The organism is Collinsella aerofaciens (assembly GCF_019131995.1).
Lineage (GTDB): Bacteria > Actinomycetota > Coriobacteriia > Coriobacteriales > Coriobacteriaceae > Collinsella > Collinsella aerofaciens_S.
This window is the reverse complement of record NZ_JAHONA010000001.1, coordinates 50,232-64,225: the sequence shown is the minus strand read 5'-3', so window position 1 is coordinate 64,225 and position 13,994 is coordinate 50,232. Positions and strand designations below refer to the sequence as shown.

Sequence of the window (13,994 nt, the reverse complement as noted above, 5' to 3'; positions counted from 1 at the left end):
GGCAACTGGTGAAATGATAGAGGAATGGGTTTCTGCTGCGAAGGCGGGCTGCGCGGTCATGCACGATAACCCAACAAGGCAGACGGCGAGTAAATAAGCAACCTATTTCATCATTGGCTCCTAACTGTCTGGTGATTATTTTTTAAACTCCTTTCTGACATCGAGCTATTCCTTTTGCGTAATCATGATGGCTGTTGGCGTTATGAGGGCGGGCAGCTTTGTGGGATCGGGATCGCTGCTGGTGTTGACGGTGCAGGTTACGTCAACGTAGACACCTTCTTTGATGGCTCCGACTTCTGCCTTCTTACCATCCTGATCCTTAATGGGGATGGTTGAATCGATTTTGAAGTTGAGGTGCAGCGGTGCGGATTGGAATTGCTCGCTTGCGATAACGAAGCGGCCTTCGCTTGCCCCGCTGGCGGAAGGGTGATACACAGCAACGACTTCGCCCCGCAAGGAAAGGTCTTTCGAAAAGGGAATGTCCTTCCAGAAAAAGCCGAGCAAAGCGGCTGCTATAAGGACAAGGGGGACGAGGATGGTTAGGAAACGTTTGGACTGATTCTTCATTTCAATCACCTCACGTTGATAATACCAAAATATATTGCAAACACAATATAAAATATTAACTGCGATAAATTGAGTTAAAAAAGGAGCATATGAAGTTGCTCGATTCTGGGTGAGCCTGGACAGTTAGTTCAGATACGTATAAATCCGAGGCGGTTCAGCATGCGTTTTGAGCTGTTTGGGGATGGGGAAGGGGTTCGGATGGGAGTCTAGAAGGGGGAACGAGTCGGTCGTGCAGCCCCCGGGGCGGCCAAATTGGCTGGAATGATGACGTCTGAACACGACCAGGCTTGCAGAATTATACGTATCTGAACTAGCTGTCCACCCCGGTCTGGCGGCTGCCGATTCGGTGCGGTTTGAGACCGCTATTCGACCCCGTTGCGACCGGTGGTACTCTTGTATCCGTTTGAAATCGAGCGAAGGAGTGCCGCTATGGAGCAATCGAGCCTGTTTGGTGACGGCGTGGACATCGATACCGAAACGCCCGCGAGCGCGGATGCCGCCGCACCGACCGACGCCCATGCCCGGGCGGCAGCGCGCGCGGCCGAGCTGCGCCACGAGCTCGATTACCACGCCTATCGCTACTACATGCTCGATGCGCCCGAGATCACGGACGCCGCCTTTGACAAAATGCTCGTTGAACTGCAGGAAATCGAGGCCACCTACCCAGACCTGGTGACGTCCGACAGCTATACCCAGCGCGTGGGCGGTTATGTGAGCGAGCAGTTTACGCCGGTCACGCACATGGCGCGCATGTATTCCATGGACGATGCCATGGATCTGGATGAGCTCGACGCATGGCTCCAGCGCACTGAGGATGCCCTCGGTGCCGGCAGCGTTACCTATACCTGCGAGCTTAAGATCGACGGCCTGGGCGTGGCGCTTACCTACCAAAACGGCACCTTTGTGCGCGCGGCCACGCGCGGCGACGGCACCACGGGCGAGGACGTGTCGCTCAACGTGCGAACCATCAAGGACGTGCCCATGCACCTGTCCGAGCCGGCGCTCGCTCACATGGGCGCCGACCGCGGGCGCACCATCGAGGTGCGCGGCGAGGTCTATATGCCTAAGGGCAGCTTTGTGCGCCTGAACGACGAGGCCGATGCCGAGGGTCGCGACCCCTTCGCCAACCCGCGCAACGCCGCCGCCGGCAGCCTGCGCCAAAAGGATCCCAAGGTCACGGCGCGCCGCGACCTGGCCACCTTTATCTATGCCATCGCCGATACCGACCCGCTCCACGTCCACAGCCAGCGCGAGTTCCTCGATTGGCTGCGCAGCGCCGGCTTTAGTGTCAATCCCAACGTGGCACGCTGCGCCACGCCGGCCGAGGTCCATGAGTTCTGTGCCCAGGCGCTCGAGCACCGCGGCGACCTGGATTACGACATCGACGGCGTGGTTGTAAAGGTCGACAGCTTCCAGCAGCAGCTCGACCTGGGCTTTACCGCCCGCGCGCCGCGCTGGGCCATTGCCTTTAAGTTTCCGCCCGAGGAAAAGCAGACCGTCCTGCGCGAAATTCGCATCCAGGTGGGCCGCACCGGTGTGCTCACGCCGGTCGCCGAGTTCGACCCGGTGACGGTTGCCGGCTCCACCATCGCGCGCGCCACGCTGCACAACATCGACGAGATCCGTCGCAAAAACGTGCGCGAGGGCGACACTATCATCGTGCACAAGGCGGGCGACGTGATCCCCGAGGTCGTGGGCCCGGTGCTCGATAAACGCCCGGCCGATTCGGTCGACTGGAACATGCCCGAGGTCTGTCCCGTGTGCGGCAGCCCCGTTGTCCACGAGGATGGCGAGGTCGCCTACCGCTGCGTGTCCATCGACTGCCCCGCGCAGCTCAAGGAGCGCCTGCTCCACTGGGTGAGTCGCGGCTGCATGGATGTCGACGGCCTGGGCGACGAGATCGTCGACAAGATGATCGCCGCCGGGCTGATTCACGATGTCGCGGACTTCTACCAGCTCACGGTCGACGACATTGCAGGCCTGGACACGGGGCGCACCTATGCCAGCTCCAACAGCAAAAAGGGCGTCAAGAAGGGCGACCCCATTCCGGTAGGCCTCAAGACGGCTGAGAAAATCATCGCCGAGCTCAACAAGTCCAAGAGCCAGCCGCTCGGTCGCGTGCTGTTTGCCCTGGGCATCCGCCACGTGGGCAAGAGCGTGGGCGAGGTCATCGCCGAGCGATTCCTGTCGATTGACAAGCTCATCTTGGCGAGCGAAGAGGACATCGCCGAGTGCGAGGGCATCGGTCCCAAGATTGCGGCGAGCGTCAAGCAGTTCCTGGCCGTGCCCGAGAACCTTGCCGTGCTGGAGCGCCTGCGCCAGGCGGGCCTGTCGCTCGAGGTCGACCTGGGCGCCGCGCACGCGCAAGCCGCGGCCGACGCTGGCGTGGCGGGCGAGCTCGCCGACGCACAGCCGCTTGCGGGTCTGACCTTCGTGCTCACCGGCGCGCTCGTCAACCGCACCCGCGACGAGGCGGGCGCGGCGCTCAAGGTGCTCGGTGCCAAGGTTTCGGGCAGTGTGTCGAAGAAGACGAGCTATCTGGTCGCCGGCCCCAAGGCGGGCTCCAAGCTCACCAAGGCCGAGCAGCTGGGTGTGCCCGTGTTGGATGAGGCGGCACTTGAACAGATTTTGGCGACGGGTAGGGTCCCGGAGGCATAATGATTTGTTGAGGAACTGCGCAGAGGCTCAGTTCCTCAACATCTCCTTATAGTGTTTGCCTGTTCAATTTCGATATCGTTTCCCTCGTATGATCCAGATGCGTCTACCGACTCAAAGCGTGAGTAGGAAACTCTTGTCCCAACTTTGATTTGGGAAAGCTTGTCTTTGATTCGGCCAGATGAGGGGAATGTAATCCGGGTTTGCTTTCCAGCGTCGGTGTAGCGGGGACTGTTGTCTGTTTGGATTACGAGTTCCGTTCCCTCAATAGAATGAACGCTGCCGGCTCCAAAGACAAGGTAATCATCTCCTCCGCTATAGCGGGCTCTATCTGTGCATGAAGAAACGGATGCAAACATAGCGAAAATCACCAATATCGTAACCAGGGCAAAGGCCGTGGTGCCATAGCATTTTGATGGTGCCATCCGGTCTACCAAAAGACTGTTCCGTTCAATTTGACCATATTGGGCGTTGCATAGTTAATCGCTCGGGGATAAGTGTTCCATCCGTCGAATACTTCGAGCCACTGCAGTTCGATGCCAGAGCTTCCATTATGCCCAGTAAAATAGGCAGTTACCGTGACTGTATGACCTGATAGCTCGACGGATCCTTCACTGTTTCGGCTGTTGATCCACATATGATACAAGCCGATATTCCCTTGATCGATAGTTGCTCTGTACTGAGCGAATTGAGGCTGATAACCGAAAAATTGAGTATTAAGTGCTCTACCCTTTTGAGCGGCAAGACTTTTAAACGGAACAATTCCATCTGGGATGATCGTGCTTCCGTACTCGACGCCCTGATCATTGGTCTTATACGTTGTTGTGCCAGTGACGTTCCATATTTCTTTATAATAATCGGGATTAAATTGATTAGCGTTTGAACTGGTGAGACCGTAATGCATTGATACAGCGTACAAGGCAGAAACGACGCATGCATACTTATTAGTGCGGGCTTCAACTAATGATTCCGAGACTCCTCGGAACGGTATTCCGTTTAAATCGTCTATTTGGAAATGCAACATCAAGTCATCTTCATTGATAATGACTGCATCCCATGAAGTTGGGTTATTGCTTTGAGGTGCTATACCCTTTTCGGTGACAATTGGGACAGACCGTATATTGTTATAGTTGGTTACACAGTCTCTAGTTCCTGGCACCAAAGTTCCATATTCAATATCGTTGTACGAAATTAGTACGGTTGGGTTTGTGGCCTGTTGGCCGGAATAAGTTGAAATGGCGTTTGATAGAGAAGCTGAAATCGGAAGAATGGTATCGCCGAGGGTTATCTCCTTCAGAAGCCCAGGATATGATGCGTCAAGTATTAAATAACCGTAAGGGCTTCCTTCCCTTGTGACACTGATTTCATAGCCACAGATAAGGCCGATTTGTTGGCATACGGGAACGATTTGCTCGATCTCTAAGTTCGCGGATCCGTCGACGATGGGCAACAGGGAAAGCGCGTAGTCTTGTGCTAGGTCTGATGTAAAAGCGACGGATGAGTTTGAGTCGGCAGCGAATACTCTTGTTGGGCGTGACGCGGATAAGCCGATGATCGAGGCTAGGCCGAGAAGAAACGAGCGACGTGATTGAACTCTGGGCATAATGTCTCCTGCCTATGGGGGGCAATATGCTGTCATTTTATTTGCTACATAATACAATCTAATTCGGATTAAGGTAAATGGATGGAATTGCTCGATAAATGGTAGTGATTAGCGGACCGGTATCGCGATCCTCGTCACATACGCCCCCGGGTCGTCGCTGATGATGTCGTCGATCAGGGCGATCTCGCGCGAGGGACCGGCGGGTGTCAGGTTGCGCTCGCGCATATAGCTGAGCAGCTGCTCATAGCGTGGGGTTGCTTGCCCGTGCGTGCCGCGAAAGCTAATGGTCAGGCAGCGCGCGGCGGGTCGCGTCTCGAGGTCGCCCACGTAATCATCGGTGTCATCGAGCAGCAAAAAGACCTCGTCGTAGCCATCAAAGTCGCCGGCGGCGAGGCGCTCGGCGCTAATCCCAACGCCCAAGTTGCCCAGAAAGACAAAGGTCTCGTGCTGGCCCTTCTGCAGCTGACGAATCTGCCACTCCAGCGCATAGGCGTCGGTAGGCTTGACGCGTTCGCGCAATACGGCGCAGCGAAGCTCGGGCGCATCGATTGCGCAAATGGTATCGAGCTCGGTGTTCAGGGCATTGTGAAGCAGGGCAAGCCGGTTGTCGATCTTGCGCGACACGCGCTCCAGCTCGCGGCGCTTGCGCTCGATGAGCTCCTGCTGCTGAGCCAGCTGCCGCTGCATAAGGTTCACGTCGCGCGTGGTCACAAACTCACGGATTAGCGCGAGCGGCAAGTCGAGAACACGCAGGTGGCTGATGGTGTTGAGAGTGGAGAGCTGCCGCGATCCGTAGTAGCGGTACCCACTCGCCGGATCGATGTGTGCCGGGTCCAGCAAGCCCATCTGCTCGTAATGGCGCAACGTGCCCACGCTTAGGTTAAACAAGCGCGCCACCTCGCCAATGCGGAGCAGACCCTCGGTATGTTCAGTTGGCGAGTCGGTCATGGCGCCGCTCCTTTCAATGGACGGGGAAGGGGCGCCGAGGTCGTACGACGCAAACGATCCTCTACGCCATCAGCTTGTCAAAAGCTCCGCGGCGGTTGAGTACGGTAAATGCCATCACGCAAATGACTGCCGACAAAATCGATCCGCACGGCGAGGCGATGCCCATGGGAAACAGCGTGTTGGAATAGGCGTTCGACAGCAGCCACGCGCCCGGCACGCGAATGAGCGCCACGGCCAGCACGTTGTGCGCAAAGCCGATGTAGCTCTTGCCGTACGCAGCGAAAAAGCCGCTAAAGCAAATGTGGATGCCGGCAAAGATTGCGTCGAAAATGTAGCTGCGCATATAGCCGGTACCGGCCGCGACCACTGCAGCGTCCTTGGCAAAAAAGCCGATAAACGCCGGCGCCACCAGCCACATCAGCGCTGTGATCAGGCAGCCATACACTACCGAGATCGTCATGGCATCTTTGAGTACCTGACGTGCACGATCGCCCTTGCCTGCGCCGGCGTTTTGCGCCGTGAGTGCGCTGACGGTGGCGCCCATGGAGCTCGGCACAATGAACAAGAAGCTGATCATCTTCTCGACCAGGCCCACGGCGGCGGCGTCGACGAGTCCTCGGTGGTTGGCGATGACGGTGATAAACATAAACGCCACCTGGATGCAGCCGTCCTGCACGGCCACGGGCACGCCGATCTTAAGAATGCTGCCGAGCACCTCGGGCTGGGGGCGCAGGTCGCTGCGCTTAACGTGGATGTTCGTGCGGCGGCTCTTGAGCCACACGAGCGCGAGGGCAACGCTGACCGTCTGGGCGGTCACCGTGCCGAGCGCCGCGCCCACGGGGCCGAGCCCCATGTGGCCGATAAACAGAAAATCGAGCGCGATATTAATGATGCATGCCACGCCGATCACGTACATGGGCGAGCGCGAATCGCCCAGGCCGCGAAAGATGGCCGAAAGAATGTTGTACGCGGCGATAAAGGGAATGCCGACAAAGCAGATACGCAGGTAGGCGGCGGTGCCTTCGACTGCCTCGGCCGGCGTTCCAATGAGCGCCACGATTTGCGGGCATAGTGCAAACAAGATGGCGGCCAGCACCACCGAGACGCCCATAAAGAGTGTGATAGTGTTGCCGATGGCGGTCTCGGCACGGTCAAACCGGCGCGAACCCACGGCGTGGCCGACGATGACCGTCGTTCCCATGGCCAGGCCCACGAGCGTCACGGTAATGATATAGAGCGTCTGCGCGCCATTGCCCACGGCGGTGATGCCGGCGGCGCCGCTAAACTGCCCCATCATGTACAGGTCGGCCATGCCGTAGAGCATCTGCAAAAAGTACGAGAGCATATAGGGCAGGGCAAAGACTGCGATGGTCTTAAGGACATTGCCGCGTGCGAGGTCGTGTTCCATGGGCGGGGCACTTTCTGGCTGGGTTCGTTTAGCTACCAGTGTAGTGAAAACCCTACAACGATTGTAGAGTCAAGGTTTGTGTCGACAGTGGGGCGAAAAAAAGTCACGCTCCGAGCATGATGCTTTGACCTTTCCGTGCCCCTCACCTCGCCTCAAACCATCACAACATTCGACGTTTTTCGCCAAAATCGGGAAAAGCATCGAATGTTGTGATGGTTTTTCTGCCACTCGACCGGGTGGAATCGCTTTCTTGCGCACGAAGGTGTGCGGACCCGTGGGCCGGGGAATAAGGTTGGTTATCCGACTCCATTGGAGGGCTCATGGACCTGCCGATCGTCCTGTCCCATAAGACTGCCTGGCTGTACCACAACGTGGCGCGCCCGTCCGAGCCGCTCTCGCGAGCAAGCAGCCTATACGATGAGGACTCGCTTGCTAACGAGGCGGAGCCGACCGCGAGCCTGCCCAAATTGGGGCTCGATGCCAAGGGGCTGAGGGCTTCAACGGCAGTTGGGATCGTTACCGACTATCTGGTTTCGCTCGGTATTCCACGAGAAGAGCTCGATCATATCGACACGCTCGTCAACTTCGATTTTGAGCGTTCGACGCCGGCTGGATTTAGGTGCCACGTGTTTGGAGCGCCGGTACCTCCAGGCCATCTTATCGAGGTGGCAGAGGGCCTTCTAGTGGTTGATGAGGCCATGTGCTTTGTCCAGGCGGGTTCGTGGATGAGTGAGCCCGAGCGGCTGGAATATGGCTACGAAATCTGCGCCCGTTACCATTTGAACCATCTGTCGACAGGCGATTATATCGAGATGGGGCAGAGGTATACCGTTGCCGACTTGATTGCTTATTGCAATGAGAACCGATCTCGTCAGGGGGCTATACGCGCGGCCGCCGCGCTCAAGCGCGTGCACGATGGTGCGCGGTCGCCCATGGAGACGGCCACCGCAATCATGGTCGTAGCAAAACGTTCCCAGGGCGGGCTGGGATACGCCAAGATCGAGCTCAACCATCGGGTCAATGTTCCCAACGAGTTCAAGTATCTCGCAAAGGCCGGGTATTTCGAGATCGATGTATATGCGCCTGCAAGCGGTACAGGGATTGAATACAACGGCTCGGACCATCTTGATAAACAGCGCAGCGCGTCGGATGCGGAGCGTATGACCGTGCTGAGCGCGCTGGGCTTTAGGATGATCGTCCTCACCGGGACTCAGTTTGCCCACCAGCTGCAATTGCACCGGGCGATGAACGCCATCGCGCTCGCTATGGGCCTTAAGTGCGACCGAAGCGAAGCGTTCCAGAAACGTCAAAACGACCTGCGAGAATTCGTGATTCGACACTGGGACGGCGGCCTTTAGGGGCGTTTTGGTCCTTCTACGGGGTGCCGTGGGCAGGCAAGCCATCACAACATTCGACGTTTATCGCCAAAAACGGGAAAAGCATCGAATGTTGTGATGGTTTGTATGCTGAGGATGGGCTTGGGAAGCCGGTCTTGCTCGAAGCGACCTGTCCTGTCGTACGGGTGTCGGCATGATTCTCTCGTGGGGTATTATGTTTTCCGAAGAATAAAACGCCGCGTGAGGGGAGGGCTGCATGGACGAGCGCACGCAACATGACGGTTTTGGCCGCGATATCAACTACCTGCGCATTGCCGTTACCGACAAGTGCAATTTCCGCTGCATCTACTGCATGCCGGCCGACGGCGTGGCACCGCGCGCGCATGACGAGCTACTCAGCGCCGAGAAAATCGCCCGCTTTGTGCGTCTGGTGGCGGGGGAGGGCATTCGCCGCGTACGCCTGACGGGTGGCGAGCCGCTGGTCAGCCGCCGCATTATCCCGCTCATCCGCGATATCCGTGCGATTCCGCAGATCGAGGACATCTCGCTCACCACCAACGGCGCCCTGCTGCCCAAGCTGGCGCCGCAGCTCAAAGACGCCGGGCTCGACCGCGTCAACATTTCGCTCGACACGCTCGACCCCACGCTCTTTGGAAAGATCACGCGCCTGGGCCGGCTCGAGCAAACCATGGCGGGCATCGATGCGGCGCTGACCTGGGGCTTTGATCCGGTTAAGGTCAACTGCGTGATCGTCCGCCGCCTCAACCAGGACGTGGCGGCCCTCGCGCGGCTCACGGTCGACCGCCCCATTCACCTGCGCTTTATCGAATACATGCCCATCGGCGATGAGCACACGAGCTCGCATTGCGCCGTGGATCCTCATGCACCCACGCTCAATCCCGAGTTGTGGGACGCGAGCGATACCGTACCGAGCGACGAGCTGCGGGCGCGCATTAATGCCGGTGCCGCTGCGGTGGGCCTGGGCGAGCTTGAGCCGCTCGACATCAACGACGCTCCTGCCGGCGCGGGCCCTGCGCGCTATTGGCACTTTCCTGGCGCGGCGGGAACAGTCGGCTTCATCAGCGCCATGTCCAACCATTTTTGCGCGAATTGCAACCGTCTGCGCCTGACGGCCGATGGCAACGTGCGCCCGTGCCTGTTCAGCGATGCCGAGTATTCGGTGCGTGAGGCGCTGCGCCGTGGTGATGATATGCAGGTACTTTCGATTTGGCGCGATGCCGTGGCCCACAAACCGCAGGAACACGCGATAATTGAGGGCACGCAACGATTTATGTCCCAAATCGGAGGATGATCATATGGCCAAGAGCAGGTACGCCGATGCCACCAAGGCCGCTCGCAGGGCCGCGATGTCTGCCCACAAAGTCACGGCTGCAGCGAATGCTGGTAACGCCGACGCGTCCGCACAGCCGACTGCCAGCGCTGCTACCGAGCCCGCCCGCGACGCCCGTCGCGACGAGCTGACGCACGTGGACGCCAAGGGCGAGGTGCGCATGGTCGACGTGTCCGACAAGGCCGAGACGCATCGCATCGCCATCGCTGAGGGCACCATCCTCATGCACCCTGAGACGCAAGCCATGGTGCTGCAGGACCGCGCCAAAAAGGGCGACGTGCTTGCCTGTGCGCGCGTGGCGGGCATCATGGCCATCAAGCGCACGAGCGACATCATCCCCATGTGCCATCCGCTGCTCATTACCAAGAGCAAGTGCGACATTGTGCCCATCGCTCCGGCGGGGACGCCTGACGAGGATGTGCCCGAGGGCTGGGCGCCGGCGCGCGCGGACGGGCAGGTTGGCTTTCACGTACTGGTTACGGCCGGCGTGACGGGTAAGACGGGCATCGAGATGGAGGCCCTGACCGGCGCGAGTGCCGCGTGTCTAACGATCTATGACATGTGCAAGGCCGTCGATCGCGGCATGGAGATCGTCGATGTGCGCCTGCTGCACAAGGAGGGTGGCCGCTCGGGCGTGTGGGATCGTGCCGAACGCCAGGCCGCTGCTGTTGAGGCCGTGGCCGCTGACGGTGCCGCGCCCGCAAGCGCACCCGTCGCCGTCGCGCCCGCAGCTCCGGCACCGGCCGTCCCCGCGATCGCGTTTATCGGCTACCAGAACTCGGGCAAGACCACACTTGTCGAGAAGGTTATCGCCGAGCTCACCCGCCGCGGCCTGCGCGTGGGTTCGCTTAAGCATCATGGGCATCACGGCTTTGATATCGATGTGCCCGCTAAGGACACCTGGCGCCATCACCAAGCCGGATCCAAGCACGTGGGCCTCATCTGCGCCACGCGCTGGGCGGAGTACGCCGACACGCGCGAGGAGGACGAGATGCCCGCGCGCGAGCTGCTGTCGCGCTACAACGATGTCGACGTGGTGATCATCGAGGGCTACAAGACCGAGGGCTTCGACAACATCGTGGTCGCGCGCTCCGGTGTCGACCGTCTGCGCGGCAAGAGCTCGCTCGACCTGGTCGACGGTCACACGCTGGCCCTTGCCTGCAATGAGGCCCTGGCGCGTCAGGCCTTCGACGCCGGCTTTGCGACCCGAGCCATCAACATCAACGACGCCCGAGCCATCTGCGACCTGATCCAAGACCACCTTCAGGCTTGACGCTGCGCCGGCCCCAAGCACCCCATCTCGCCCCTCAAGCCGTCGCTCGCGTACCAAAGTACGCGTCGCTCCTCTTTCGGGGCGACCTGGGGCACTTGGAACCGGCTCGCTACGCTGCCATATCATTGGGCCACCACAGGCAGGCACCTTTGTGGTGGCCTTTGCTTTGGTAGATTTTTGGGACATGCCTTAAAATCTACCAAGTAGTTCATCCGGGCGAAGACGGAGAGAAGGGGCCCGATGCGTCCTTAACGTTACATACAGAAAGATTGAGTCGATGGTCGGCGGTCAATGCCTGCGGCCCGTATTCGTATACAACAAGGAGCCCACATGTCTACATCTCCATTTCCTAAATCCCAACCATCGCTGTCCGTGCAGGCCAAGCGCCTGGTGGCGATGCGCTTTCTCATCTACACCGGTTTTCAGACCAGCTACTTTATCGGCGTCATCGGAACGCTCACCTATGCGGACGGTGCTTCGGTCATCGCGACATCGCTAGCCGTCTTTTTTATGAACGTATTCGTGATCTTGGGATCCTTTGCGGGTGGCGCGGCACTCGACGCCTGGGGGCCACGTCGTCATTTCTCGCTGAGCATCGTCGGCACGCTGGCGACGGGTGCGGCAATCATCGCCTTTGGCAGCGCGACCGGCATCGTCCTGCTCGGCGCGGTGCTCCTGGGCTTTGTGATGGGGTTCGCCCAGTCCATCGCCACATCCTATCCGGCCTACCTCACCGACGATCCTGTCGAGCTCAAAGACATCAACTCCGCCATCGCCATGTTTTCAAACGTGAGTATCATCGTTGGCCCCACACTGGGCGGCTTTGTCGCGGCGGCTGCATCGTCACGCGCGGTGTTCGTGCTCATGGTGATTTTTACCGTACTGGCGCTCGCCGCCGGTTGGGGCTTTAGGCCGCAAGGAGGTCGCGTCGCCGCGCGCGAAAGTACTCCTGCGGACGGCAGCACAACGGCAAGTACTGCCAGTCAAAACTCCGACTCCAGCACGTTCGCCCGCGTCACCTTCGCGACCAGCATCAAGACAGTCTTCACCAACAGCGTCCTCGCCCTGCTGTTCTGTATTATTTTCCTTTCGAACTTTGGCTATGGAGCTTTCGATCCGCTGGAGTCGTTCTTCTACCGCGATGTTCTGCATGTCGGTGTTGAGTGGATGGGCTGGCTCTCGTCGGCCAGCGGTGTGGGCGCGGTGCTGGGCGCCGTTATTGCGCTCCGTTTGCCGCCGCATCTGATCAACCTTAAAACGCTGCTCGCGGCGCTTATGTCCGTGGGTCTGGGAAGCCTGCTCTACGTGGGAACAACGTATGTGGGCGTGGCGCTCATTGGCCAGATTGCCCTGGGCGTGGCCTGGGGCGTCGTCAACCCGCTCCACAACACGATCGTGCAAACGACGGCCCCGCTCGAGCAGCTCGGTCGCGTGAACTCGGTCATGGGTTTTGGCAACATGTTCGCCGGCGTGGCCCCGCTGGCGATTGCCCCGTGGCTGGCGGCGACGTTTGGTGTGCAGCAGACGCTCGTAGGGGCGGGTATGGTCGTGACGGCGGTTCCCGCGGCGTTGCTGCTGTTTGGTCGCCGGCACTTTGATCGTGCCGCAAGGCAGTAAAAACCATCACAACATTCAGCGAAAATCGCGATTTTGCCGAAAAGCGTCGAATGTTGTGATGGTTTGCGCCCCGGGCCAGGCCGCCCTTCGGGTTCGGCCACCACAAAAAGGGCCAGGCACCTTTGTGGCGATCGGGCCCCAACGGCCTGCGCCTTGGTATACCATGTACGCCGTTCACGAATACACCCCACACCGCCGCACAACCCAGAAAGGTCCCCATGGACACCACCTTCAGCCACATCAAAGCCGTGTTCTGCGATATCGACGGCACGCTGCTCACGAGCCAGCACACGGTGTCCCCGCGCACCGTGGCGGCGATCCGCGCCCTGCGCGAGCGCGGCGTGCTCTTCGGCCTGTGCACCGGGCGCGACGCCCACGCGACCGAGGCCATGTACGAGCTCTGGGGCATCGAAGGCCTGGTGGACGTGCTCGTGGGCTGCGGTGGCGCCGAGGTCATCGACCGCGCGCACGACATCAACGAGCTGAGCTATCCGCTGCCGGGCGAGACCATCGCGCGCATCTGCAAGCACATGGCGGACCTTCCGGCAACGCCCGTCTGCCCCCGAGACGGCGTGTTCTACGTGCCCGAGAGCAACGCGTGCGTCGAGCACCTGTCGCGCGTCGACGGCGTTCCCTACCAGGTGGTCGATTTTGCCGAGTTTTTGCGCGAGCCGCAGCCCAAGGTGATGTTTACCATGGCGCCCGAGGTAATGCCGCGGGTGATTGAGCGGGCGTCGACGTTTGCCGATAACACTGTTAAGGCGGCCGCCCTACAAACCACGCAGCGCCTCTACGAGTTTATGGATCCGCGTGTGTCCAAGACGCGCGGTCTTGTGCGCGTAGCGGAGCTCAACAACATGGAGCTCCAGGACATCTGCGTGTTTGGCGATGCCGATAACGACACCTGCATGGTGGCCGACGCCGGCGTGGGCGTGGCCATGGCAAACGGCAGCGACGCCACCTGCGCCGCCGCCGACTTTGTGACCGCGAATAACGACAAAGACGGTATCGCGATCTTTATCGAGGAACATCTGCTGTAGCGCAGGGGGGGGACCACCACAAAGGGAGCAGGCACCTTTGCGGTAGCCTCAGACGATTTGGGCGAATTGATGCCTAAAATCTGCGCGAAAATTCAAATTTAGTTGTTTGAACATCATGCTTCTAACCACCGATGGGTTAAAGATATTCTCATCAGTTTGGTAGGATATTCCTCTTGGTTAATGACCTGCCGCTCA

10 protein-coding genes are annotated in these 13,994 nt (G+C 59.4%); 6 read left to right on the top strand and 4 right to left on the bottom strand.

Going from position 1 to position 13,994, the window contains the following annotated elements:
- Positions 1-165: 165 nt before the first annotated feature.
- A complete protein-coding gene (locus KSY82_RS00240) occupies positions 166-567 on the bottom strand; it encodes a hypothetical protein (protein WP_195443933.1) in 402 nt (133 codons plus the stop codon).
- Between the two features lie 429 nt (positions 568-996).
- On the opposite strand from KSY82_RS00240, the gene ligA reads away from it, so the two are divergent.
- Positions 997-3,225 (top strand): NAD-dependent DNA ligase LigA, encoded by a 2,229-nt coding sequence (ligA, locus tag KSY82_RS00235; protein WP_217749793.1) that lies wholly within the window; start codon positions 997-999, stop codon positions 3,223-3,225.
- 427 nt (positions 3,226-3,652) lie between these two features.
- Here the strand turns inward: ligA and KSY82_RS00230 are convergent, their stop codons facing one another.
- From KSY82_RS00230 to KSY82_RS00220, 3 genes are all read right to left on the bottom strand, one after another.
- On the bottom strand, positions 3,653-4,825 hold the full coding sequence (locus KSY82_RS00230; RefSeq protein ID WP_217749792.1) for a hypothetical protein: 1,173 nt from the start codon (positions 4,823-4,825) through the stop codon (positions 3,653-3,655).
- Between the two features lie 108 nt (positions 4,826-4,933).
- Positions 4,934-5,773: a MerR family transcriptional regulator gene (locus tag KSY82_RS00225; protein ID WP_217749791.1), complete on the bottom strand. Its 840-nt coding sequence runs from the start codon at positions 5,771-5,773 to the stop codon at positions 4,934-4,936.
- A 61-nt stretch (positions 5,774-5,834) separates the two neighbouring features.
- A complete protein-coding gene (locus KSY82_RS00220; RefSeq protein ID WP_217749790.1) occupies positions 5,835-7,181 on the bottom strand; it encodes an MATE family efflux transporter in 1,347 nt (448 codons plus the stop codon).
- Positions 7,182-7,501: 320 nt separating this feature from the next.
- Here KSY82_RS00220 and KSY82_RS00215 point away from each other — a divergent pair, with 320 nt between their 5' ends.
- From KSY82_RS00215 to KSY82_RS00195, 5 genes are all read left to right on the top strand, one after another.
- The gene (locus tag KSY82_RS00215; RefSeq protein ID WP_217749789.1) at positions 7,502-8,539 is read left to right on the top strand and encodes a putative endonuclease domain-containing protein; all 1,038 of its coding nucleotides are present in this window, start codon (positions 7,502-7,504) and stop codon (positions 8,537-8,539) included.
- A 235-nt stretch (positions 8,540-8,774) separates the two neighbouring features.
- The gene (moaA, locus tag KSY82_RS00210) at positions 8,775-9,830 is read left to right on the top strand and encodes a GTP 3',8-cyclase MoaA (RefSeq protein WP_217749788.1); all 1,056 of its coding nucleotides are present in this window, start codon (positions 8,775-8,777) and stop codon (positions 9,828-9,830) included.
- Between the two features lie 4 nt (positions 9,831-9,834).
- Positions 9,835-11,142 carry a molybdopterin-guanine dinucleotide biosynthesis protein B gene (gene mobB, locus KSY82_RS10445; protein ID WP_217749787.1) on the top strand — a complete coding sequence of 436 codons (1,308 nt, stop codon included), beginning with the start codon at positions 9,835-9,837 and terminating at the stop codon, positions 11,140-11,142.
- Positions 11,143-11,472: 330 nt separating this feature from the next.
- Entirely contained in the window at positions 11,473-12,759 is a 1,287-nt protein-coding gene (locus tag KSY82_RS00200; protein ID WP_217749786.1) for an MFS transporter, read from the top strand.
- A 218-nt stretch (positions 12,760-12,977) separates the two neighbouring features.
- Positions 12,978-13,799, top strand: a complete 822-nt coding sequence (locus tag KSY82_RS00195) for an HAD family hydrolase (RefSeq protein ID WP_217749785.1) — start codon at positions 12,978-12,980, stop codon at positions 13,797-13,799.
- Positions 13,800-13,994: the final 195 nt, after the last annotated feature.

Bases quoted from the DNA above. Each gene is read 5' to 3' on its own strand.
- KSY82_RS00240 (WP_195443933.1), bottom strand. From the start codon at position 567: ATGAAGAATCAGTCCAAACGTTTCCTAACCATCCTCGTCCCCCTTGTC.
- ligA (WP_217749793.1), top strand. From the start codon at position 997: ATGGAGCAATCGAGCCTGTTTGGTGACGGCGTGGACATCGATACCGAA.
- KSY82_RS00230 (WP_217749792.1), bottom strand. From the start codon at position 4,825: ATGCCCAGAGTTCAATCACGTCGCTCGTTTCTTCTCGGCCTAGCCTCG.
- KSY82_RS00225 (WP_217749791.1), bottom strand. From the start codon at position 5,773: ATGACCGACTCGCCAACTGAACATACCGAGGGTCTGCTCCGCATTGGC.
- KSY82_RS00220 (WP_217749790.1), bottom strand. From the start codon at position 7,181: ATGGAACACGACCTCGCACGCGGCAATGTCCTTAAGACCATCGCAGTC.
- KSY82_RS00215 (WP_217749789.1), top strand. From the start codon at position 7,502: ATGGACCTGCCGATCGTCCTGTCCCATAAGACTGCCTGGCTGTACCAC.
- moaA (WP_217749788.1), top strand. From the start codon at position 8,775: ATGGACGAGCGCACGCAACATGACGGTTTTGGCCGCGATATCAACTAC.
- mobB (WP_217749787.1), top strand. From the start codon at position 9,835: ATGGCCAAGAGCAGGTACGCCGATGCCACCAAGGCCGCTCGCAGGGCC.
- KSY82_RS00200 (WP_217749786.1), top strand. From the start codon at position 11,473: ATGTCTACATCTCCATTTCCTAAATCCCAACCATCGCTGTCCGTGCAG.
- KSY82_RS00195 (WP_217749785.1), top strand. From the start codon at position 12,978: ATGGACACCACCTTCAGCCACATCAAAGCCGTGTTCTGCGATATCGAC.